General features: G+C 73.8%; 17 protein-coding genes. 6 read left to right on the forward strand and 11 right to left on the reverse strand.

The genetic code is table 11. The features are described 5' to 3' along the window. The first annotated feature begins 90 nt into the window (after positions 1 to 90). Positions 91 to 564, forward strand: coding sequence for a carboxymuconolactone decarboxylase family protein (locus tag ABZ117_RS06615; RefSeq protein ID WP_356817998.1), 474 nt, complete (start codon positions 91 to 93; stop codon positions 562 to 564). A 14-nt stretch (positions 565 to 578) separates the two neighbouring features. Here ABZ117_RS06615 and ABZ117_RS06620 read toward each other — a convergent pair whose 3' ends face one another. Beyond that, entirely contained in the window at positions 579 to 1,004 is a 426-nt protein-coding gene (locus ABZ117_RS06620) for a DUF2000 domain-containing protein (protein WP_356818000.1), read from the reverse strand. Positions 1,005 to 1,053: 49 nt separating this feature from the next. On the opposite strand from ABZ117_RS06620, the gene ABZ117_RS06625 reads away from it, so the two are divergent. Then, a complete protein-coding gene (locus tag ABZ117_RS06625) occupies positions 1,054 to 1,848 on the forward strand; it encodes an AraC family transcriptional regulator (RefSeq protein WP_356818002.1) in 795 nt (264 codons plus the stop codon). A 300-nt stretch (positions 1,849 to 2,148) separates the two neighbouring features. Here the strand turns inward: ABZ117_RS06625 and ABZ117_RS06630 are convergent, their stop codons facing one another. Continuing rightward, entirely contained in the window at positions 2,149 to 2,649 is a 501-nt protein-coding gene (locus ABZ117_RS06630; protein ID WP_356818004.1) for a YbjN domain-containing protein, read from the reverse strand. After that, positions 2,642 to 3,979: a D-inositol-3-phosphate glycosyltransferase gene (mshA, locus tag ABZ117_RS06635; RefSeq protein ID WP_356818006.1), complete on the reverse strand. Its 1,338-nt coding sequence runs from the start codon at positions 3,977 to 3,979 to the stop codon at positions 2,642 to 2,644. Before mshA ends, ABZ117_RS06630 begins: the two co-directional genes overlap by 8 nt. Before the next feature lie 340 nt (positions 3,980 to 4,319). On the opposite strand from mshA, the gene ABZ117_RS06640 reads away from it, so the two are divergent. The 3 genes from ABZ117_RS06640 (at position 4,320) to ABZ117_RS06650 (ending at position 8,022) form a co-directional block, all read left to right on the forward strand. Then, positions 4,320 to 5,057 (forward strand): class I SAM-dependent methyltransferase, encoded by a 738-nt coding sequence (locus tag ABZ117_RS06640; protein ID WP_356818178.1) that lies wholly within the window; start codon positions 4,320 to 4,322, stop codon positions 5,055 to 5,057. 211 nt (positions 5,058 to 5,268) lie between these two features. Then, positions 5,269 to 6,438: an NlpC/P60 family protein gene (locus tag ABZ117_RS06645; RefSeq protein WP_356818008.1), complete on the forward strand. Its 1,170-nt coding sequence runs from the start codon at positions 5,269 to 5,271 to the stop codon at positions 6,436 to 6,438. A gap of 282 nt (positions 6,439 to 6,720) precedes the next feature. Continuing rightward, positions 6,721 to 8,022: a fused response regulator/phosphatase gene (locus tag ABZ117_RS06650; RefSeq protein ID WP_356818009.1), complete on the forward strand. Its 1,302-nt coding sequence runs from the start codon at positions 6,721 to 6,723 to the stop codon at positions 8,020 to 8,022. Positions 8,023 to 9,066: 1,044 nt separating this feature from the next. Here the strand turns inward: ABZ117_RS06650 and ABZ117_RS06655 are convergent. From ABZ117_RS06655 to ABZ117_RS06665, 3 genes are all read right to left on the reverse strand, one after another. Beyond that, positions 9,067 to 9,417, reverse strand: coding sequence for a DUF2516 family protein (locus tag ABZ117_RS06655; protein WP_356818011.1), 351 nt, complete (start codon positions 9,415 to 9,417; stop codon positions 9,067 to 9,069). 108 nt (positions 9,418 to 9,525) lie between these two features. Continuing rightward, positions 9,526 to 10,155 (reverse strand): hypothetical protein, encoded by a 630-nt coding sequence (locus tag ABZ117_RS06660; protein WP_356818013.1) that lies wholly within the window; start codon positions 10,153 to 10,155, stop codon positions 9,526 to 9,528. A gap of 82 nt (positions 10,156 to 10,237) precedes the next feature. Then, positions 10,238 to 10,711, reverse strand: coding sequence for a helix-turn-helix transcriptional regulator (locus ABZ117_RS06665; protein WP_356818014.1), 474 nt, complete (start codon positions 10,709 to 10,711; stop codon positions 10,238 to 10,240). Positions 10,712 to 10,887: 176 nt separating this feature from the next. On the opposite strand from ABZ117_RS06665, the gene ABZ117_RS06670 reads away from it, so the two are divergent. Further along, positions 10,888 to 13,272 (forward strand): excinuclease ABC subunit UvrA, encoded by a 2,385-nt coding sequence (locus ABZ117_RS06670; RefSeq protein WP_356818180.1) that lies wholly within the window; start codon positions 10,888 to 10,890, stop codon positions 13,270 to 13,272. 94 nt (positions 13,273 to 13,366) lie between these two features. Here ABZ117_RS06670 and ABZ117_RS06675 read toward each other — a convergent pair whose 3' ends face one another. From ABZ117_RS06675 to ABZ117_RS06695, 5 genes are all read right to left on the reverse strand, one after another. After that, positions 13,367 to 15,595 carry an aminoglycoside phosphotransferase family protein gene (locus ABZ117_RS06675; RefSeq protein ID WP_356818016.1) on the reverse strand — a complete coding sequence of 743 codons (2,229 nt, stop codon included), beginning with the start codon at positions 15,593 to 15,595 and terminating at the stop codon, positions 13,367 to 13,369. Positions 15,596 to 15,888: 293 nt separating this feature from the next. Next, the gene (locus ABZ117_RS06680) at positions 15,889 to 16,569 is read right to left on the reverse strand and encodes an HAD-IA family hydrolase (protein WP_356818018.1); all 681 of its coding nucleotides are present in this window, start codon (positions 16,567 to 16,569) and stop codon (positions 15,889 to 15,891) included. A gap of 62 nt (positions 16,570 to 16,631) precedes the next feature. After that, positions 16,632 to 17,510, reverse strand: coding sequence for a winged helix-turn-helix domain-containing protein (locus ABZ117_RS06685; protein WP_356818020.1), 879 nt, complete (start codon positions 17,508 to 17,510; stop codon positions 16,632 to 16,634). 114 nt (positions 17,511 to 17,624) lie between these two features. Further along, the gene (locus tag ABZ117_RS06690) at positions 17,625 to 18,533 is read right to left on the reverse strand and encodes a winged helix-turn-helix domain-containing protein (RefSeq protein WP_356818022.1); all 909 of its coding nucleotides are present in this window, start codon (positions 18,531 to 18,533) and stop codon (positions 17,625 to 17,627) included. 504 nt (positions 18,534 to 19,037) lie between these two features. Continuing rightward, complete coding sequence (locus ABZ117_RS06695) at positions 19,038 to 19,658, reverse strand: aerial mycelium formation protein (RefSeq protein WP_356818024.1); 621 nt, start codon at positions 19,656 to 19,658, stop codon at positions 19,038 to 19,040. Positions 19,659 to 19,821 lie beyond the last annotated feature (163 nt).

The following is a 19,821-nucleotide window of genomic DNA, read 5'->3' on the forward strand; positions in this document are numbered from 1 at the left end:
CGTGACGCGCGCCACACTCGCCCGTGTCACATCCCGTCCGGCGTGGCCGTCAATGAGGTGTAAACCGCCTCGACCACGTAGGAGCAGATCATGGAAGCTCGGCTCGACCTTCTCGACAACCCGCTGGCCGGGAAGCTGTTCAAGCACTTCAACGCGGCGGGCAGGGTGATCGGGGAGTCCGCGTTGCCGGCCGCCACGCAGGAGCTGGTGAAGATCCGGGCCAGCCAGATCAACGGGTGCGCGTTCTGCACGGACATGCACACCAAGGACGCCGACGCGGCCGGGGAGAGCGCCACCCGGCTGCACATGGTCGCGGTCTGGCGGGAGGCGAAGGTGTTCACCGATGCGGAGCGGGCCGCGCTGGAGCTGGCCGAGCAGGGCACCCGGATCGCCGACGCGGCCGGCGGCGTCACGGACGAGGCCTGGACGAACGCGGCCAAGCACTACGACGAGGACCAGCTCGCCGCACTGATCGCGCTGATCGCCGTGATCAACGCCTACAACCGCGTCAACGTCATCGTGCGGCAGCCCGCGGGTGACTACGTGCCCGGCATGTTCGGCTGAGGGCGGCCGCGGAGTCACGGGTGCATGCGCGCGCCCTTCAGCACCTTGTCGACTCCGTTGCGCGGGCCGTACACCGCCAGCCCGACCAGATCCAGGCCGGCGGTGGACACGGCCCGCACCGCCGCCCGGTTGTCCTCGTCGTTGCCGGTGGCGAACAGGTCGGCCGTGAACACCGCCCGGGGCAGGGCGCGGCTCAGCGCCCTGCCGTGGGCCGCCCGCAGGGTCTCCCCGGTGCCCTCGAAGATCAGCACGGGCTGTCCGAACATGGGGAGGTACGCGACCCCGTCCGCGTCCTCGTAGGGCTCGCCGATCACCTCGGGGGCCGCCGCGCCCAGGCCGCTGACCAGGAACGCGGTGACGTTCAGCCGCTGCCAGGGGGCCAGGTCCGCGCGGAGCAGTACGGCGATCTTCGTGTCGTGACGGCGGGGTTCAGTGCTCATGGGACGAGACTGCCGACCGCCGTACGCCCTCGTCTTGTACGTTCTTTGCATGTCCGTCCGGCAGGAAGTCACCGCGTGGCGCCCCCGTGTCCCGGGGGTCACCGAGGTCTTCCACGCCCACTTCACCGAGTACGCCTATCCGATGCACGTCCACGACGCCTGGACGCTGCTCATCGTGGACGACGGGGCCGTACGGTACGACCTCGACCGGCAGGAGCACGGCACCCCGCACGACACCGTGTCGCTGCTGCCGCCGCATGTGCCGCACAACGGTTCACCGGCCACGCCGGGCGGGTTCCGCAAGCGGGTCGTCTACCTCGACAGCAGCCGGCTCGGGGACGAGTTCATCGGTGCGGCCGTCGACGGGCCGGACCTGCGGGATCCCGTACTGCGGCTGCGGGTCGGGCAGTTGCACGCCGCTCTCGCCCGGCCCGGGGACGAACTGGAGGCGGAGAGCCGGCTGACCCTCGTCGGGGAGCGGCTGCGGGACCATCTGCGGCACCGGGCGGATGTGCCGCGCCGGCACCGTGACCCGGTACTCGCCCGCCGGCTGCGGGAGTTGCTGGACGCCCGGGTCGTCGACGGGATCCCGCTGGCGGAGGCCGCGCGACTGCTGCACGCCCATCCGGCGCATCTGGTACGGGCGTTCAGCGGTGCGTACGGTATCCCCCCGCACCAGTACCTGATGTCCCGCCGGGTCGGCCGGGCCCGCCGGCTGCTGCTGGACGGGCTGGCGCCGGGCGAGGTGGCGCCGGTGACCGGGTTCCACGACCAGGCCCATCTCACCCGGCACTTCAGGCGGCTGGTCGGGGTGACGCCCGGGCGTTACCGCGGCGCGCGCTGAGCCTCGTACAGGTCGCGCGGGCGTACGGCGTCCGTCGTGCCGTACAGCTCCTGGAATTCGCGGCTGGACGGACTCGCGGAACGCACGCGGACCGGGGATCGACTGCGGCGTGCACGCCATACGCAGGACGGTGAGAATCCCTAGCGGCGGCGTTGGTCGCGGCGGTGGCGCCGGCGAGGAGGGGCCCTTCTCCGGCCACACCCGCTCGCTGCCACTCAAGACGGGGTTCTCCGGCAAGAAGGGCGACCAGCTGCCGACCGAGAAGGAACCGGCCGACGCCCTGGCCCCGGTCGGCACCGGTCAGGCCGTCGGGCGGTCGATCAGGTGCTTGAACGCGTCCAGGTTCCGGGTGGACTCGCCGCGGGACACCCGCCAGGCGTACTCCTTGCGGATGGAGGAGGCGAAGCCCAGTTCCAGGAGGGTGTTGAAGGCGCCGTCGGCGGCCTCCAAGGTCTGGCCGAGGAGGCGGTCGACGTCGTCGGGGGTGACGGAGGCGAGGGGGAGGCGCGCGGTGACGTAGATGTCGCCGAGGCGGTCCACGGCGTAACTCACGCCGTACAGGCGGAGGTTGCGCTCCAGGAGCCAGCGGTGCACGGCCGGCTCGTTCTCGTCGGGGTGGCGGATGACGAAGGCGTTGAGGGAGAGGGAGTGGCGGCCTACGAGGAAGGCGACCGTCGTGGAGAGCTTGCGGGTGCCGGGGAGTGTGACGACGTAGTTCCCCGGCTCGGGGTTCTCCCACTCCAGTCCGGCGTCCTTGAAGACGGCCTCCAGAACCTGTCCGGCCTTCTCGACGTCACCCATGGTGCGAGCGTACGCGACGGCGGTGGGACTGGGTCGCGGCCGTGTAGACGTCGGCGGTGGCGGCGGCCGCCGTGTCCCAGCCGAAGGACTGGGCGTGCCGGGCGGCGGCCTCGCCCAGGCGCGGGGTCAGGGCCGGCTCGTCGGCGAAGCGGCGCAGCACGCGCGCGTAGTCGGCCGGGTTGTGGCCCTGGACGAGGAAGCCGGTCTCGCCGTCGCGCACGGCCACGGGCAGGCCGCCGACCGAGGCCGCGATCACCGGGGTCGCGGCCGCCTGCGCCTCGATGGCGACCAGGCCGAAGGACTCGCTGTAGCTCGGCATGACGAGGACGGACGCCGCCCGGAACCAGTCCGCCAGCCGCTCCTGCCCGACCGGCGGGACGAACCGCACGACGTCCGCGATGCCCAGTCGGGCGGCGAGCTTGTGCAGCCCCTCCGGCCTGGCGAGCCCGCTGCCGCTGGGGCCGCCGACGACCGGCACGAGGATGCGCGAGCGCAGCTCCGGACGCTCCTCCAGCAGGAGGGCCACGGCACGCAGGAGGATGTCCGGCGCCTTCAGGGGCTGTATGCGGCCGGCGAAGAGCGGGATCAGCGCGTCCGGGGGCAGGCCGAGGCGGGCGCGGGCGGCGGCCCGGCCGTCGGCGGCGCGGAAGCGCTCCAGGTTCACCCCGGGGTGGACCACGGCGACCTTGGCGGGGTCGGCCGCGTAGTGCCGCAGCAGCTCGCCGGCCTCCTCCTCGGTGTTGGCGACGAGCCGGTCGGCGGCGGCCACGATCTGGGTCTCGCCGATGACCCGGGCGGCGGGCTCGGGGGTGTCGCCGTCGGCCAGGCTGGCGTTCTTGACCTTGGCCATGGTGTGCATGGCGTGCACCAGGGGGACGCCCCAGCGCTGGGCGGCGAGCCAGCCGACGTGGCCGGAGAGCCAGTAGTGGGAGTGGACGAGGTCGTAGTAGCCCGGGCGGTGGCCGGCCCACGCCTGCATCACGCCGTGTGTGAAGGCGCACAGCTGGGCCGGGAGATCCTCCTTGGCGAGGCCCTCGTAGGGGCCCGCGTCGACGTGCCGGACCAGGACGCCGGGGGCCAGTTCGACGGCGGGGGGCAGGCCGCCGGCCGTGGCCCGGGTGAAGATCTCGACCTCGATGTTGATCGCGGCGAGCCGCTGGGCCAGCTCCACGATGTAGACGTTCATGCCGCCGGCGTCGCCGGTGCCGGGCTGGTGGAGGGGGGAGGTGTGCACGGAGAGCATGGCGACGCGGCGGGGGCGCCGGTGCAGCCGGAGCAGGGTGGCGGCCGACGGGGAGCGTCGCCCGAGCCTGCTGACGTACTGGCTCACGTGGCGTTCCTCCTCGCTGCGGGCATGCCTGCCGGAGGGCCGCCGTCGCCCTCCACGGAGTGCAACAGCGAGCGGGTGCCCGGCCATTTCCCGATCAAGCGGCTTTGCCGAATCATTACCTGAAGGGGGTCAACTGTTCGAGATCGGTGAGCGTGGGCGGAGCTTCGCGCCCCTCTGCCGCGACCGGGTCCGGGCCGCCGTCCTCCGCCGTCCTCTTACCCTCGTACGTATGGCAGCCCGCGCGACGACCCTCCCCCACTCCCGGCTCCGCTCGACCGGTGGGTCCTCCGTCGTGGGAACGGTGACGCGCGGGACGACCAACCCCAACCGGCTGCGCCGCATGGATCGCTGGATCGCGGCCGTGCACGGCGCCGAGCTGCGCCGCGCCGCGGATCCCGTGGCGGTCGACCTCGGCTACGGCGCGGCACCCTGGACCGCCGTCGAGCTGCTCGGCCGGCTGCGCACCGTCGCACCCCGCGCACGCGTGGTCGGCGTCGAGATCGAACCCGAGCGGGTGGCGGCTGCCAGGCCGTACGAGCGGGAGGGGCTGGCCTTCCGGCACGGCGGCTTCGAGGTCCCCGTGCCCGGACGGCCGGTGCTGATCCGGGCCGCGAACGTGCTGCGGCAGTACGACGAGGACCAGGTCGGCGCGGTGTGGGAGCGGCTGTGCGCCCGGCTCGCCCCGGCCGGCGGCGGCTCGCGCGGCGGACTGCTGGTCGAGGGGACCTGCGACGAGATCGGCCGGCGGCACGTGTGGGTGGCACTCGGCCCCGAGGGCCCCCGCACCGTCACCTTCGCCACCCGGCTGGGCTCCCTGGACCGCCCCTCCGACCTCGCCGAACGCCTCCCGAAGGCACTGATCCACCGCAACGTCCCCGGCGAGCCGGTGCACGCCTTCCTGCGCGACTTCGACCGCGCCTGGGCCGCCGCCGCGCCCTACGCCTCCTACGGCGCCCGTCAGCGCTGGCTGCGCGCGGTACGGGACCTGGCGGCGGACTGGCCCGTCATGGATCCGCCGGCCCGTCGGCGGCAGGGTGAAGTCACCGTGTCCTGGGAGGCGTTGGCGCCGGTCCGCTGAGCGGCACCGGCCAGGGGAACGGTTTCCCCGCGCCGTTCGTCACATCGCGGAGGGATCGCCGTACGGGCGGCGACGCGTGGGGACGTGAGCGGGGCGGGCCCGGGCCGGGGGCATCCGGCTTCGGACGACCTCTGTCGTTTTGCGCGCGACCGTGGCACGATCCCCCGGACAACCTAAGTTACTGACGGTAAATCAGCTGGGGGGACCAGGTATGGGTACGGGCAAGCGCGGCCTGCTCACCGCCGCCCTGACCGTGATCTGCGCGGTGACCGTTCTCGCGGCACCCGGCACGGCGTTCGCGGCCCCCGCCCCCCTACCCGTTCCGGCCCCCACACCGACGGCGACTCCCCCGCCCGACAAGGATCTCGAAGAGGTCCGCGAGAAGCTCGACCGGCTCTACCACGACGCGGCCGTCGCCACCGACGCCTACAACGGCGCCGAGGAGAAGGCGAAGAAGCAGTCCGCCGAGATCACCGCCCTGACGAAGAAGATCACCCAGGGGCGGCAGCGGCTGGCGGAGCTGAAGGACCGGGCCGGCGCGGCGGCCCGGGACCAGTACCGCACCGGCGGCCTGTCACCCACGGCACAGTTCCTGCTCAGCGACGACCCGGGCCAGTTCCTGGACGGCGCCGGCCGGGTGCTCCAGGGCCAGCAGGCGACGAAGACGCTGATCACCGAAGTGGCCCGCGCGCAGCGGGACTTGCAGGAGTACGCCGACGACGCCGCCGCCCGCTGGAAGGAACTGGAGGCCGACCGCAAGGCCCGGGCCGCCGCCCAGCGGAAGATCCGCAGGCAGATCGACACGGCCGAGAAGCTCCAGTCCCGGCTGGAGAAGAAGGAGAAGGAGCGGCTCGCCCAGCTGGAGCGGGAGGCCGCCGCCAAGGCGCAGACGGCCTGGCTGGACACCGGCGTCCTCGACCGGGCCGACGGCACAACCTCCGTCCAGGGCGACGAGGCCGTGCGGTACGCCACCGCCCAGCTCGGCAAGCCGTACGTGTGGGGCGCCGAGGGACCGGACTCCTTCGACTGCTCGGGCCTGACCTCCCAGGCCTGGGCGGCGGCCGGGCACCCCGTCCCGCGGACCTCGCAGGAGCAGTGGAGACAGCTCCCGCACGTCGACGTCAAGGACATGCGCCCCGGTGACCTCATCATCTACTTCGACGACGCCAGCCATGTCGCGATGTACATCGGCGACGGCAGGATCATCCACGCCCCGCGTCCCGGGCGCACGGTGACGGTCGCGGGCGCCGGCTCGATGCCGGTCCTCGGGGTCGTACGGCCGAACGCCACGGACCCTGCGCACGGCCGGCCGCACGCCACGGCTCCTTCGCGCGGACGGCCGCACGCGACGGCTCCCGCACACGGCCGGCCGGACGCGTGACGGGCCCCGCGCGGTCATCTGCCCGGTGAGGTACGCGTCATGTGACCCACCGCACGCCCAACGCCCGCCCAAACCGGTACAGGACGTGAGCTTCGTCATTCCCCGCCCGCCTCGGCGGTGTCCAACTGCGGTAGGGAACGCGGCATATGACAGCGGCGGGTGGCCGAGCGACGCGGCTCACACCATTCCGCCGGGGCGGTGGCAGCGGCTAGGGTCACCCGTCGGTGGGTCGAGACCCTCGACGCCGCCGTGCCCTCGGGGGGAGGGAAGGAACCCAGGACGATGCCCGTACCCGTACCGCGGCAGAGAGCGATCCCGGCCGTGGAGAGTGGTCAGGCGCAGGCCGCCCGCGCAGTCGGCGGCCCCCTCAAGGAAGAGGCCCACCGCGACGCCACGCCCGTGCACAGCACCGGCGCCACTCTCACCCTGCTGCTGATCGAGGACGATCCGGCCGGTATGCCGATCGTGCCCGACCTGCTGGACCCGGCCGGCAAGCCGATCCGCGTCCGCACCGCCCGCAACCTCACCGAGGCCGGACGACTGCTCACCGACGACGTCCACTGCATCCTGCTGGACCTGGCGCTCCCGGCGCCGGGCGGCAGCGACACCGACGACGAGCTGGCCGTGCTGCGGCACGTGCTCCAGCTCGCGCCCCGGCACGCCGTACTCGCGCTGACCGCCTCCGGCGACGCCGAGCGCGGCGCCGAGGCCGTCCGCGTGGGCGCCCAGGACTACCTGTTCCGGGACGAGCTGGACGGCCGGCTGCTCAGCCGAGCCATCCGCTACGCGGTGGAGCGGAAACGGTCCGACACCGCCGAGCGGCGGCTCGCCGAGGGCAAGCTGCGCGCCCAGGAGAACCGCCGCCTGGAACGCGGCCTGCTGCCGACCCCGCTGCTGGACGGCTCCGGGCTGCGCTTCGCCGCCCGCTACCGCCCCGGCCGCTCCCGTGCCCTGCTCGGCGGCGACTTCTACGACGCCGTCCGCACCCCCGACGGCACCGTCCACGCCATGATCGGCGACGTCTGCGGGCACGGCCCGGACGAGGCCGCGCTCGGTGTGGAGCTGCGCATCGCCTGGCGGGCGCTGACCCTGGCCGGGCTGTGCGGGGACCAGCTGCTGAACACCCTCCAGCAGGTGCTCGAGCACGAGCGCGCCGACGAGGAGATCTTCGCGACGCTGTGCACGGTGGACATCGCCCCCGACGGCCGCCGCGCCGGCCTGTGCCTGGCCGGACATCCGGCCCCGCTGATCGCCCGCCCCGGCCGGCCCGCCCGGCTGCTGCCGTACGAGAACAACGGCCCCGCCCTCGGACTGCTCCCCGGTGCCCGCTGGCCGCGGATGCAGGTGGAGCTGGGCGCCGAGTGGAGCCTGATGCTCTACACCGACGGCCTGATCGAGGGCCGGGTCGGCGCGGACGGGGACCGCCTCGGGCAGGACGGCATGGTGGAGATGATCCGCCGCCAGCTCACCGAGGGGCTGCGGGGTGAGGAACTGCTGCGGGCCGCGGTCAGCGAGGTCCGCGACCTCAACGGGGGCGAGCTGACCGACGACGTCGCGGTGGTCCTGCTGGACCGCACCCCCTGACCGAGGCCCGGTCATGGCCACAGGGGGCCCGTCACCGGCGCCGGGCAGCGAACGTCGATCGGTTCACACGAACACCGTGCCGGTCGGGGGCCGGACGGATCCCGTAGCGGTCGGGGCGAACAGCTCCCGTGCCCATCCGGGGGGCCAGCTCCCGTGCCGGGTCGGGGGGCGGACAGTCCCCGGGCCGGGTCGGGGGGCGGACGGTCCCCGGGCCGGTCGGGTAAACGGGCAGCTCCCGCAGCGGTCGGGGGCGGACAGCTCCCGTGCCGGGTCGGGCGGCGGACAGTCCCCGGGCCGGTCGGGTAAACGGGCAGCTCCCGCAGCGGTCGGGGGCGGGCCACTCCCGTGCCGGGTCGGGCGGCGGACAGTCCCCGGGCCGGTCGGGTAAACGGGCAGCTCCCGCAGCGGTCGGGGGCGGGCCACTCCCGTGCCCATCCGGGGGGACAGCTCCCGTGCCGGTCGGGAGGCGGACAGCTCCCGCAGCGGTCGGGAGGCGCACAGCTCCCGTGCCGCTCAGCGGGCAGGCGCAGTGTGCCCTCGGCGGGCGCTATCCCCCTCGGCAAGCCCGCCGCGGCGGGCTCCGGGCCGCGGATGCCGCGCGGCGCGGGCGGCGCGCGGCGCGGGCGGCGCGCGGCGCGAGCGGCGCGCGGCGCACATGGCGCGGACGGCGCCGGGCGCACGTGGCGCCAGGCTCGGACGCCGCGCGGCGATCCACGCGAGCCCGGTGTACGGCGACAGCCCGGCGCGGCGGCGAACGTCCGGCTGAGACGGCGGGAGCCAGCGGAACGGCGGAAGCCGGGCGGACGGTCGGGAACCCGGCGCGGCGGCGAGACTGGGCCGAAACGGCAAGAGCGAGGCGCACGGCGACATCCCGGCGCGTCAGCGAGAGCCCGGCGGAGACGGCAATAACGAGGCGCACGGCGAGGCCCCGTCGCATCGGCGAGAGCCCGGCTGAAACAGCGAAGCCCGGCTGAAACAGCGGAAGCCGGCCCACCGACCCGCCGGCAACCGCCCCACCGCCGGCCGTCGGCTACCGGCTACCGGCTACCGGCCGCCGTTGTACGGCCCGTACGGGCCGTCGCTGCTGCTGCCGCCGCCGCGGCGGCCCCAGCCGCGGCCGCCGCCGCCGACCTGCTGGAGGGCGGGGCGCACGTCCACCAGGTACACGATGGCGGCGACGGCGCCGGCGATCGGCAGGATGGACAGGATCGTGAACAGGTAGCTGACCACCAGCGCGATGCCGAGGATGATCAGCCAGAAGACCTTGTTCTGCTTGTCGGCCGCGCGGAACGCGTCCTCGCGCCGGAACGCCGCGTCGAACAGCCCGAACGCGGCCAGGGCCATCAGGGCGATCTTCAAGATGCCCATGAATCCCGCGAAGCCCAACATCAGCATGCGTGCACCGCCCGTTGATTTCCCGATCCTGCTACGCCGCCACCGTACCCAGAGAACGGGCCGGACACCCCACAGGTGCCCGGCCCGGACGTGCCACGCCGGTCGTGGTCACTTGGCCGGCGGGGTGGCCTTCTTCGTGGTGGTGCCGGTCTTGCGGGCGGCCGGAGTCTTCCGCGCCGCCGGCTTGTCCTCGGTGGACAGGGCGGTCGTCCCGGCCGGTGCCGGCGTGGGGGCGACGGTCGGCGCGGCCGCCGGCCTGGGCTCGTCGACGCTGATGTCGCCCGGCTCGGCCTTGCCCTCGACGGCGATCGCCAGTTCCTCGATCTCCTCGGCGGCCTCGCCGCGCCAGGTCTTAACGGCCTGCTCGCCGTGCTCGGCGACCTTCTCGTACGTCTCACGGGCCTTGACGGCGTACTCGGCGGCGACGCCGACACCGCGCAGGGCGAGGTCCTGGGCGGTCTCGCCGAACTTCTTCACGTCGATGGAACCGATGAACTCGTTGACCCGGGTCTGCAAGGTCTCCTGCGCCTCCTTGGCGCGGGCGGCGGCCCTCTCCTGCACGGCCTTCGGGTCGGTGTTGCGCACGGCGTCGATGCGGGCCGGGGCCTCGGCGCGCAGCTGCTCGACCAGGGCCGGCACCTTCTTGGCCTGCTGGAGCGCCAGGTTGGCGGTACCGGCGGCGAAGTAGAGCGGAGTGGGGTCGCTGAGGGTCTTGCGCAGGTCGTCGGTGATGGCCATGGTGGAGGGTCCTCCCGGATCGGATTCGCGTTCGACTGGGTTGGTGTGGTCCGCGGCGGGCGTCCGGAGCCCTGGTCCGGCGTTACCCGGCCGTCCGCCGTGGACCGGCGTCTGTGTCACTTCCGGTGGCATCGCCCGCGCCGGCCGCGTAGGCGCCCGAGCCGGTCTCCTCGTCCTCGGCGGGCCGGCCGCCCCCGAATCCGTTCTCCTTGCGGAAGGATTCGTAGATCTGGAGCAGCACCTGCTTCTGCCGCTCGTCGAGCGAGGGGTCGGCGAGGATGACGGCGCGGGTCGCGCCTTCCCGCAGGCGTTCCTCCCCGTCCCGCTCGGCGTCGAGGATGCCGGCGCGGACGTAGAGCGTCTCGGCGGAGATGCGCAGGGCCTTGGCGACCTGCTGGAGCACCTCCGCGCTGGGCTTGCGCAGCCCGCGCTCGATCTGGCTCAGGTACGGATTGGACACCCCGGCGGCGTCGGCGAGCTGCCGCAGCGACAGCTGGGCGTTCCGCCGCTGTTCGCGCAGGTACTCACCGAGGTTGCCGACGTTCAGCGATGCCATGCCTCCACCTTGCCCCACCCGCGCTAACTTTTGCAAGCACCTGCTTGCAAAAGTGTGCCGTGTCGGCCGGCACCCCTCACGACGCCCCCTCCGGATCGGTCAGGAATCGAGAAGCGGTGGGGGGAGGGGCGCCGTTAGCGTGGCGGGGCGGCCCGACGGACGGAGAGACGATGAGCATGGGCACGATGACGGACGCGCGGGCGGACACCCCGCACGCCGCCGACAGCCACGAGCTGATCCGCGTGCACGGCGCGCGTGAGAACAACCTCCGGGACGTCACCGTCGAGATTCCCAAGCGCCGGCTGACGGTGTTCACGGGCGTGTCCGGGTCGGGCAAGAGCTCGCTGGTGTTCGACACCATCGCCGCGGAGTCGCAGCGGCTGATCAACGAGACGTACAGCGCCTTCGTGCAGGGCTTCATGCCGACGCCGGCGCGGCCCGACGTCGACGTCCTCGACGGGCTGACCACCGCGATCATCGTCGACCAGCAGCGCCTGGGGGCCGACCCGCGCTCCACCGTCGGCACCGTCACCGACGCGCACGCGATGCTGCGGATCCTGTTCAGCCGGCTCGGCACACCGCGCATCGGCTCACCCAAGGCGTTCTCCTTCAACGTCGCCTCGATCAGCGGGGCGGGCGCGGTCACCGTGGAGCGCGGCGGGCGGACGGTGAGGGAGCGGCGCGAGTTCAGCGTCACCGGCGGTATGTGCCCGCGCTGCGAGGGCCGGGGCTCGGTCACCGACATCGACCTGACCCAGCTGTACGACGAGGACAGGTCGCTCGGCGAGGGCGCGCTCAGCGTTCCCGGTTACAAGTCCGGCGGCTGGAACCACCGCCTCTACACCGAGTCCGGTCTCTACTCCCCCGACAAGCCGATCCGCGCGTTCACCGAGCGGGAGCTGCACGACTTCCTGTACCGCGAGCCGACCCGGATGAAGATCGCGGGCATCAACATGACGTACGAGGGGCTCGTCCCGCGGATCCAGAAGTCGATGCTGGCCAAGGACCGGGAGGCCATGCAGCCGCACATCCGGGAGTTCGTGGACCGGGCGGTCACCTTCACCACGTGCCCCGGCTGCGACGGCACCCGGCTCAGCGAGGCGGCCCGCTCCTCGAAGATCCGGGGGATCAGCATCGCCGACGCCTGCGCCATGCAGATCAGCGACCTGGCCGGGTGGGTGCGCGAGCTGGCCGAGCCGTCGGTGGCGCCGCTGCTGAGGTCTCTGGGCGAGACCCTGGACTCGTTCGTGGAGATCGGCCTCGGCTATCTCTCGCTGGACCGGCCCGCGGGCACGCTCTCGGGCGGCGAGGCGCAGCGTACGAAGATGATCCGCCACCTCGGTTCCTCGCTCACCGATGTCACGTACGTCTTCGACGAGCCGACGGCCGGCCTGCACCCGCATGACGTCCGGCGGATGAACGACCTGCTGCTGCGGCTGCGGGACAAGGGCAACACGGTGCTGGTGGTGGAGCACAAGCCGGAGGTCATCGCGATCGCCGACCATGTGGTGGACCTCGGCCCGGGTGCCGGTACGGCGGGCGGCACCGTCTGTTTCGAGGGCAGCGTGGCGGGGCTGCGGGCGAGCGGCACGCTCACCGGCCGGCACCTGGACGACCGGGCGGCGCCGAAGGAGTCGGTGCGCGATCCGGCCGGGGTCCTGGAGATCCGCGGGGCGACGCGGCACAACCTGCGGGGCGTGGACGTCGACATCCCGCTCGGGGTGCTGGTCGTCGTCACCGGTGTCGCCGGTTCGGGGAAGAGTTCGCTGGTCCACGGGTCGGTGCCGGCCGGGCAGGGTGTGGTGTCGGTCGACCAGGCGCCGATCCGCGGCTCGCGCCGGAGCAACCCGGCGACGTACACCGGGCTGCTCGACCCGGTCCGCAAGGCGTTCGCCAAGGCCAACGGTGTGAAGCCGGCGCTGTTCAGCGCCAACTCCGAGGGCGCCTGCCCGGGCTGCAACGGCACCGGTGTCGTCTACACCGACCTGGCGATGATGGCCGGTGTCGCGACGACCTGCGAGGAGTGCGAGGGCAGGCGGTTCGACGCCTCGGTGCTGGAGTACCGCCTCGCCGGCCGGGACATCAGCGAGGTGCTGGCGATGACGGTGACGGAGGCGGAGGAGTTCTTCGGCGCGGGTGCCGCGCGCACCCCGGCCGCGCACCGGGTGCTGCGGAACATGGCCGACGTGGGTCTGGGCTATCTCACCCTCGGCCAGCCGCTCACCACGCTGTCCGGCGGCGAGCGGCAGCGGCTCAAGCTGGCCACGCACATGAGCGACAAGGGCGGGGTCTACGTCCTGGACGAGCCGACCACGGGGCTGCATCTCGCCGACGTGGAGCAGTTGCTGGGCCTGCTGGACCGGCTGGTGGACTCCGGCAAGTCGGTCATCGTCGTCGAGCACCACCAGGCGGTCATGGCGCACGCCGACTGGATCATCGACCTGGGTCCCGGCGCGGGTCACGACGGCGGCCGGATCGTCTTCGAGGGCACTCCCGCCGACCTGGTGGCGGCCCGCTCCACCCGCACCGGCGAGCACCTGGCGGAGTACGTCGGCGCCTGAGCGTCCCCCCGGGCCGGTGTCGGAGCGCCCGCCCGCAGTCAGAACGGCAGGGGGCGGGTGTGCACCACGTGCCCATCTCACCCATGGAGCGAGCCTACGCAGGGGCGCCGGGGCCGGTCGGCCAGGCCGGGTGCGGGGTGCCGCGCCGCCGGGTCGACAGGCCCAGGGAGGCGGTGGCCGCGGCCAGGGTCATGGCGTACGAGTCCACCGCGCGGCGCACGTTGGGGGCGTCCAGACCGGTGCCGGTGACCAGGCGGTCGAGGTCGACGTAGGCGGAACGGACGATCTCGATCCACCGGTACACCCGCCAGTCCCGCTGCCAGCCCTCGGTGAAGCGCGCGGGCAGCCGGGCGTCCCAGCGGCGGAACATACGGTCCCGGATCTCCGGCCGGGTCGGGGTCAGGTGCATGTGCCGGACCAGCTCGTACAGCGGGTCCCCGACCAGTGCCATCTCCCAGTCGATCAGGGTGAGGGGCGGGCCGTCGTCGCGGCGCACCAGGTTCCAGGGGTTGAGGTCGCCGTGCAGCAGGGCGCAGGCGCGGTCGGTGACCCGGTGCCGGGCGAGGATCTCGCGCAGCCGGGGCGCGTCCGGCAGACCGAGGAAGCGGGCCGCCCGCTGGGACTCCCCGGGCAGCCCCGCGACCAGCGCGACCAGCTGGTCGCTGAGCCAGCCGTAGAAGCCGGGGCCGCCGGCCACCGGGTCGGTCGGGGTGTAGTCGACGCCGGTCAGCGCGGCCAGCTGGTCGACCAGGCAGTCCGCCTCGTGCGGCAGCAGTCCGTGCACCGGGTGCTCGGGGCGGCGGCCGAGGTCGCGGGCGCCCTCGTAGGTGTGGACGGTGAACGCGTCCCCGCCGTACCGGTGGGCGGGATCCGTGGCGTGGCTGGTGCCCAGCGCGAGCACCCGGGGCGCGGCCACGGGCACCCCGGAGCGCTCGATCGCCCGGAGCACGGCGTGCTCGCTGAGGAAGCCCGTCTCGCGCCGCAGGACGACGGTCGCCTCACGGCGGACCACGACGGGGAAGGCGGTTCCGGGCACCCGGAGCACCGTGGTGAGGTGCGCGGCCCCCTTGAACACCCGGTCGGCCGGGGCGGCGCCCTCCAGGAACAGCGCGTCGGCGACGGCGGGGTAGGGGAAGTCGGGGTGTTCGGGGACGCGCCGGTCGGGGGTCCAGCCGAGGGCGCGGACGGGCGCGGGACGCCGGGGCACGGCTCCGGACGCCGCCCGCCGGAACAGGATCCGCTCGATCTCCCGCCGCTCGGGCACCCGGCCCAGCCGCAGCGGGCCGGCGGCGGCGCGCAGCGCGTCGCGGACGGTGGCCGCCGCCGCGTCCAGGCGGCGCTGGTCGAAGGCGTCCTCCAGCGAACGCGCGGCCCGGATGACCTCGGCGTACAGGGACTGGGCGTACTCGAAGGCAAGGTAGTGCCGCAGGTCCCGGGAGAGGCCGGCCGTGGCGGCGGGCCGTACCCGGTGCACCGCCTCGGCCCAGGCGTCGACGGCCTCGCGCCGCTGGTGCTCCGGGTAGCGCATCCGCACCAGGTGGACGGCGAGGTCGTGCAGCGGGTCGCCGTAGCTCGCCAGCTCCCAGTCGACGCACGTCAGCGGTGGGTGGCCGGTGGCCGGCCGGACGAGGGTGCCGCGGTGCAGGTCGCCGTGGATCAGCCCGTACGGCCGCCGGGCCAGCGCGGGGACGCGGTCGGCGAACCGCGACAGGGCGTCCTCGGGCACGCCGAGGGCGGTGAACAGGCCGCCGTAGCGGCGCCGGTTGGGCCGGTGGATCTGCTGGTCGGCCAGGTGGGCGAGGGTGCGCAGGAAGCCCTGGGAGTCGGTGTGGTTGCGCGGCCAGTGGGCCGGCAGGGGCGGCAGGACGCCGCCGCGCACCTGGGTGATCGCGGCGAGCAGGTCCGCCAGTTCCCGCAGCAGCGGTCCGTCGACCGGTTCGCCCGGGCCGCAGACGTCGGCGAGCACGATGCCGTCCACATGGCTGTGGACGGCGTAGCCGGGCCCCGCCGCCAGGCATGCGGGCACGTTCGGCAGGGCCCTGCGCACGGCGCGCAGGATCTCCGGCTCGCTCCACCAGGTCCGGATGACCACCGGCACCGCGTCCGGACGCGGCACCCGTACGGTCACCGGGGTGCCGGGCTCGCGGCCGAGCAGACCGGCGAGGGGTGCGGGGAGCGGCACGACGTGGTTGCGGTGGCGGTGGCCGCCGCTCGCCCGGCCGGCCGCGACGGCACGGGCCACGAACTCCCGGACGAGGGCGTCGGTCCGGGCTGTGCCGGCGTGCTCCCCGGCCACGGCACGGGGAACAGGCGGTGCGCCCACGGGCCGCTCCGGGTAGGTCGTGCGGAAAGTCGGAAAAGGAGGGTCGAGAAAGGAGGGTCGAGAAAGGAGGGGTCGCGCAGGCGGGTCGGGACAGGCGGGCCGCGGGACGGCGCCGCCGGAGCCCCGTCGGTCGGAGCGCCGGAGCCGGCGGGGGTCCGCCGGGCCCACGCGCCCAGGACGAGCGGCCCGACGGGTGGTCGGCCGCTCACCTGCGCCGGGTGTGACGTACACGTCCCGGGTGGTGGCCCGCAGTGGCGGCATCGTAACGCACCGCACGGCACGGGGGCGGCACGCTAGCGGTGGGCGCCGCGGAGCAGCCGCAGCAGGGGTTCCAGTGAGCGGACGACGTGGTCCGCGCCCGCCGCGCGCAGGGCCTTGGCCTTCTGGGCGCGGCGCGCGTAGCCCAGGAAGGGGACGCCGGCCCGGCGGGCCGCGGTCAGGTCCGAGACGGAGTCGCCGATCATCAGGGCCGTCGTGGGGGCCGCGCCCAGCGCGCTGAGGGCCCGGTTGAGGCAGTGCGGGTCCGGTTTGAGGTGGTGCAGGTGCTCGGTGCGGCCGTACAGGTGAGGGCTGAAGCAGCCGGCGGTGCCGCGGGACTCGAGGTAGGTGCGGGCGGCCCGGGGTGAGTTGTTGGTGGTGACGGCGAGGCGGGCGCCGACGGCCGTCCAGGTGCGGATCAGCGGGTCGGCGTAGGCGGTGGGCAGCGCGGAGGCGGCGGCCCGCAGTTCTTCCTGGGTGAGCCGTTCCTCCAGGCCGGTGACGAGGTCGCTGCCCGGGCGGCGGCGGCCCACGGCACGCAGGACGACCTGCGGGTCCAGGGTCTCCCGCTCGGCGTCGGTGAGCAGCCCGCGCAGGCCCTGCCGCTCCAGCCAGTCCACCAGGTCCGCGGCCACCCGCTCGGCCCGGTGCGTGGCGAACAGCCGGCAGATCGGCCCGTCGAAGTCCCACAGCACGAAACGGGCCGGTGTGATCAATTCCCGTAGCTTCTCGATCTCGCTCGCAACAGAAGTCGCATCAGAAGTCGCATCAGAAGTCACTAGGAGAGTGTCAGGTCCGTGGTGATGGTTTCCCAGAGGGCGTCGAACCACTTCTGCGACTGTTCCACGAACGCCGCGTCCCGCTGTCCGGCCCGCCGCTCGAAGGAGAACAGCAGGGACTCGGAGCCGAGCGCGTCGTACATCTCCAGCGTCCCGTCCTCGGTGGACTCCTCGCGGCGGGTGACCGTGTAGTACGCGAACAGCGCCTCCGATCCGTTGAGCAGGTACAGCTTCACCGGCGGGGTGAACGGCAGCGCCCTGAACGTCACCCGGACGTCGATGCCGTGCGTGCCGCGCAGCGCCTGGAGGTTGTACTGGAGGACCTGGCCCTGGGCGTTGCGCATCGCCAGCCAGCGCTGGTGGACCGCGTCGTCGTCGCTGCCGGCGTCGACGGAGACCGGGAAGGCGAGGTCGATGTCCCGGGACGGCAGCAGGACGCGGACGTCGACCCGGCCGGGCCGCAGCCGGCCGTCGTGGATGAGCCGCAGCGGTTCACCGAGGGCGGGTATCAGGCTCTGCGCGGTCAGGCAGACGGCGTCGATGCGCACGTGCGGCGCGGCGAAGGCCTCGGTCAGCCGGGGGGCGAGGGCCACCATGGTCGGCTGGGGCTCGTCGTGCGCGGGCGGCGGCCCGGCGACCCGGGGCGGACTGCCCTTGCTGACGTTGCTGAGCAGGCCGTCCTCCTGAAGTGCCCGCAGGGCCTGGCGTACGGCGCCCCGCTCCACGCCGAACTCCCCGGCCAGCTCGGCCTGGGTCGGCAGCCGCTCACCGGCCCGCAGGGCGCCGGACCGGATGCGGTCGCGCAGGGCGTCGGCGATCTGCTGCGACGTGCGCCGTCCGCCGCCGTTGGCTGCCATGTTCTCCTGGGTCACGACCAAAAGCTACGCCCCTGATCCATCTCTGGGGAGTTGCGGGCAAGTTGTGCGCGCTGGCCGGCCAAGTGAGGATGGGCGACGTGAAGTTGGTTGCCATCTCGGCCGGGTTGGCGGCTGTCAGGGGGTCAGGGCCAGTTCCGAACTGATCGTCTCCCACAGGGCGTCGAACCACAGGCGGGACTGCTCCACGAACGCCGCGTCCCGCCGCCCGGTCCGCTCCCCGAACGCGAACAGGACGGACCGGGTGCCGTCGGCGTCGTACATCTCCATGGGCTCGTGCTCGATCTCCCGCTCGCGGCGCCCCAGCGTGTAGTACGCGAACAGCGCCTCCGACCCGTTGAGCAGATACAGCTTCACCGGCGGGGTGAAGGGCAGCGCCCGGAAGGAGATGCGCACGTCGATGCCGTGGGTGGCGCGCAGGGCCAGCAGGTTCTGCCGCAGCACCAGGCCCTGGGCGTTGCGCTGGGACAGCCAGCGCCGGTGCAGCCGGCCGCCGTCACCGGCGTCCACCGGTGCCGGGAAGGCGAGGTCGATGTTCCGGCTGGGCAGCAGCAGCCGGAGGTCGATCTTGGCCGGTTCCAGCTGTCCCGCGTGGATCTGCCGCAGCGGCTCACCGATCGCCATCGTCAGCGAGACGGCGGTCAGGCAGAGCGCGTCGATCCGCACGTGCGGGGCGGCGAAGGCGCCGGCGATCCGCGGCGCGAGGGCCACCATGGTGGGCTGCGGCGGCGCCGCCGGGCCGGCCGGGGGGCGCATGGACCCCGGGTCCGCCGCCACGGTGGCGGGGCTGCCCTTGGAAACGTCGGTGAGCAGATGCTCCGACTGGAGGATGCGCAGCGCCTGCCGTACGGCCCCGCGTTCGACCCCGAACTCGTCGGCCAGCCTCGCCTGGGTGGGCATGCGCTCGCCCGGGCGCAGCACTCCGGACCTGATCCGGTGGCGCAGTTCGTCGGCGATCTCGCGGTGGGACGGGCGGTGCCGCTGGGGCCTCGTCCGCCCACTGGCGGCGGCGTGCTCCGGGTCCACCCCTGAACCGTACAACTTCCCGCCAACTTTGGGCAGTTCGCCGGCAGCTGGTTATGAGCCGCTTCCCGGCGGAGATAAGTACAGTGAAGTTGGCAGCCAACTTGTCCGACCTGGTCGAGCTTCCCAGTGGTTGGCCGCCCGGGTTCCCCCCGGAGGGGAGCCGGGAGCCCGGACCGGGGACGGCCACCGGAGCGCACAGTCACAACTGAACATCCAGCACAGTCACAACTGAACATCCGCATCGCACAGCCACAACTGAACAGCTCGCTACGGATGAACAGCCAGCGCCGCCGGAAGAGGGGAGCCGCCGCGACGGTCCGGGCAGCGCAGCCGCCCGGACGGGCACACCAGGGCGCCGGCCACCGGACGGCGCCCTCTCGCCCGCCCGGCGCGCACCCCGGACGCCCCGCACACCCCCGGGCGGCACCGGCGCCCGCCGATCCAGGCCGGACGCTCGCCGATCGCGGGCCGGGCGCGTGCCGATCCCGGGCCGGGCGCGTGCCGTCAGATCAGCAGGTCGTCGATCTGGGCCTCGCCCACCCGGTAGCGGCGCGTGATCTCCCCGCTGCAATCGTCGGCCGTGCGCTGGAGCCGCTGGCGGCGCCGGGAGACGTCCTGCTCGTAGCAGACCAGCCGGCCCATGGCGGCGGCGAGTTCGGGGTCGGTCCGGGCCGTCAGGTCGGACAGCTCGACCTCGCCGAGCATCTCGGTGGCCAGCTGCCGGAACTCCTCGTTGTGCGGGGTGCCGAGCGTGACATGGCGGGCCGAGGAGCGCTGCCGGGCCGGGGCGTCCTGGAGGATCTCCGGGAGCCGGTCGACCACCGAGCCGTCCACGGGCGCCGGCACCGACGTCCGGCCCCGCCGGCCCAGCTCCGCGCGCAGGATGTCGATCCGGCCCTGCAACAGCCGCCGCACATAGCTGAGGTCGGCCTCGTCGCGCTGGGCGTCGCGGCGCAGGGCGCGCAGTTCGGGCAGGCTCAGCCGGGCCAGGTCGTGCGGCTGGGGGCACCCCGCGCCCGGGAGAACCGGGCGGGACTCCGAACCCGTGGTGCCGTCGGCGCGCTGTGCGGGCGGCCGGCACGCCTTCTGTGTCCCCAGCCGCCCGCTGGTACTCGGTGTGCTCATCAGGTGGTGACCGTCCCCTCGCCCGGCGTGTGACAGCATCGTGCCACCCCAACCGGCCACTATGTGACCGAGTGCGCCCGAACAGCCCCAGATGGGCGGTAACGGAACCAAATTGGGCCCGCCGCGGCCCGCCCACGACCCTCGTGGCCTCCCGTGGCCCCCC

This window comes from Streptomyces sp. NPDC006309, from assembly GCF_040613095.1.
Lineage (GTDB): Bacteria > Actinomycetota > Actinomycetes > Streptomycetales > Streptomycetaceae > Streptomyces.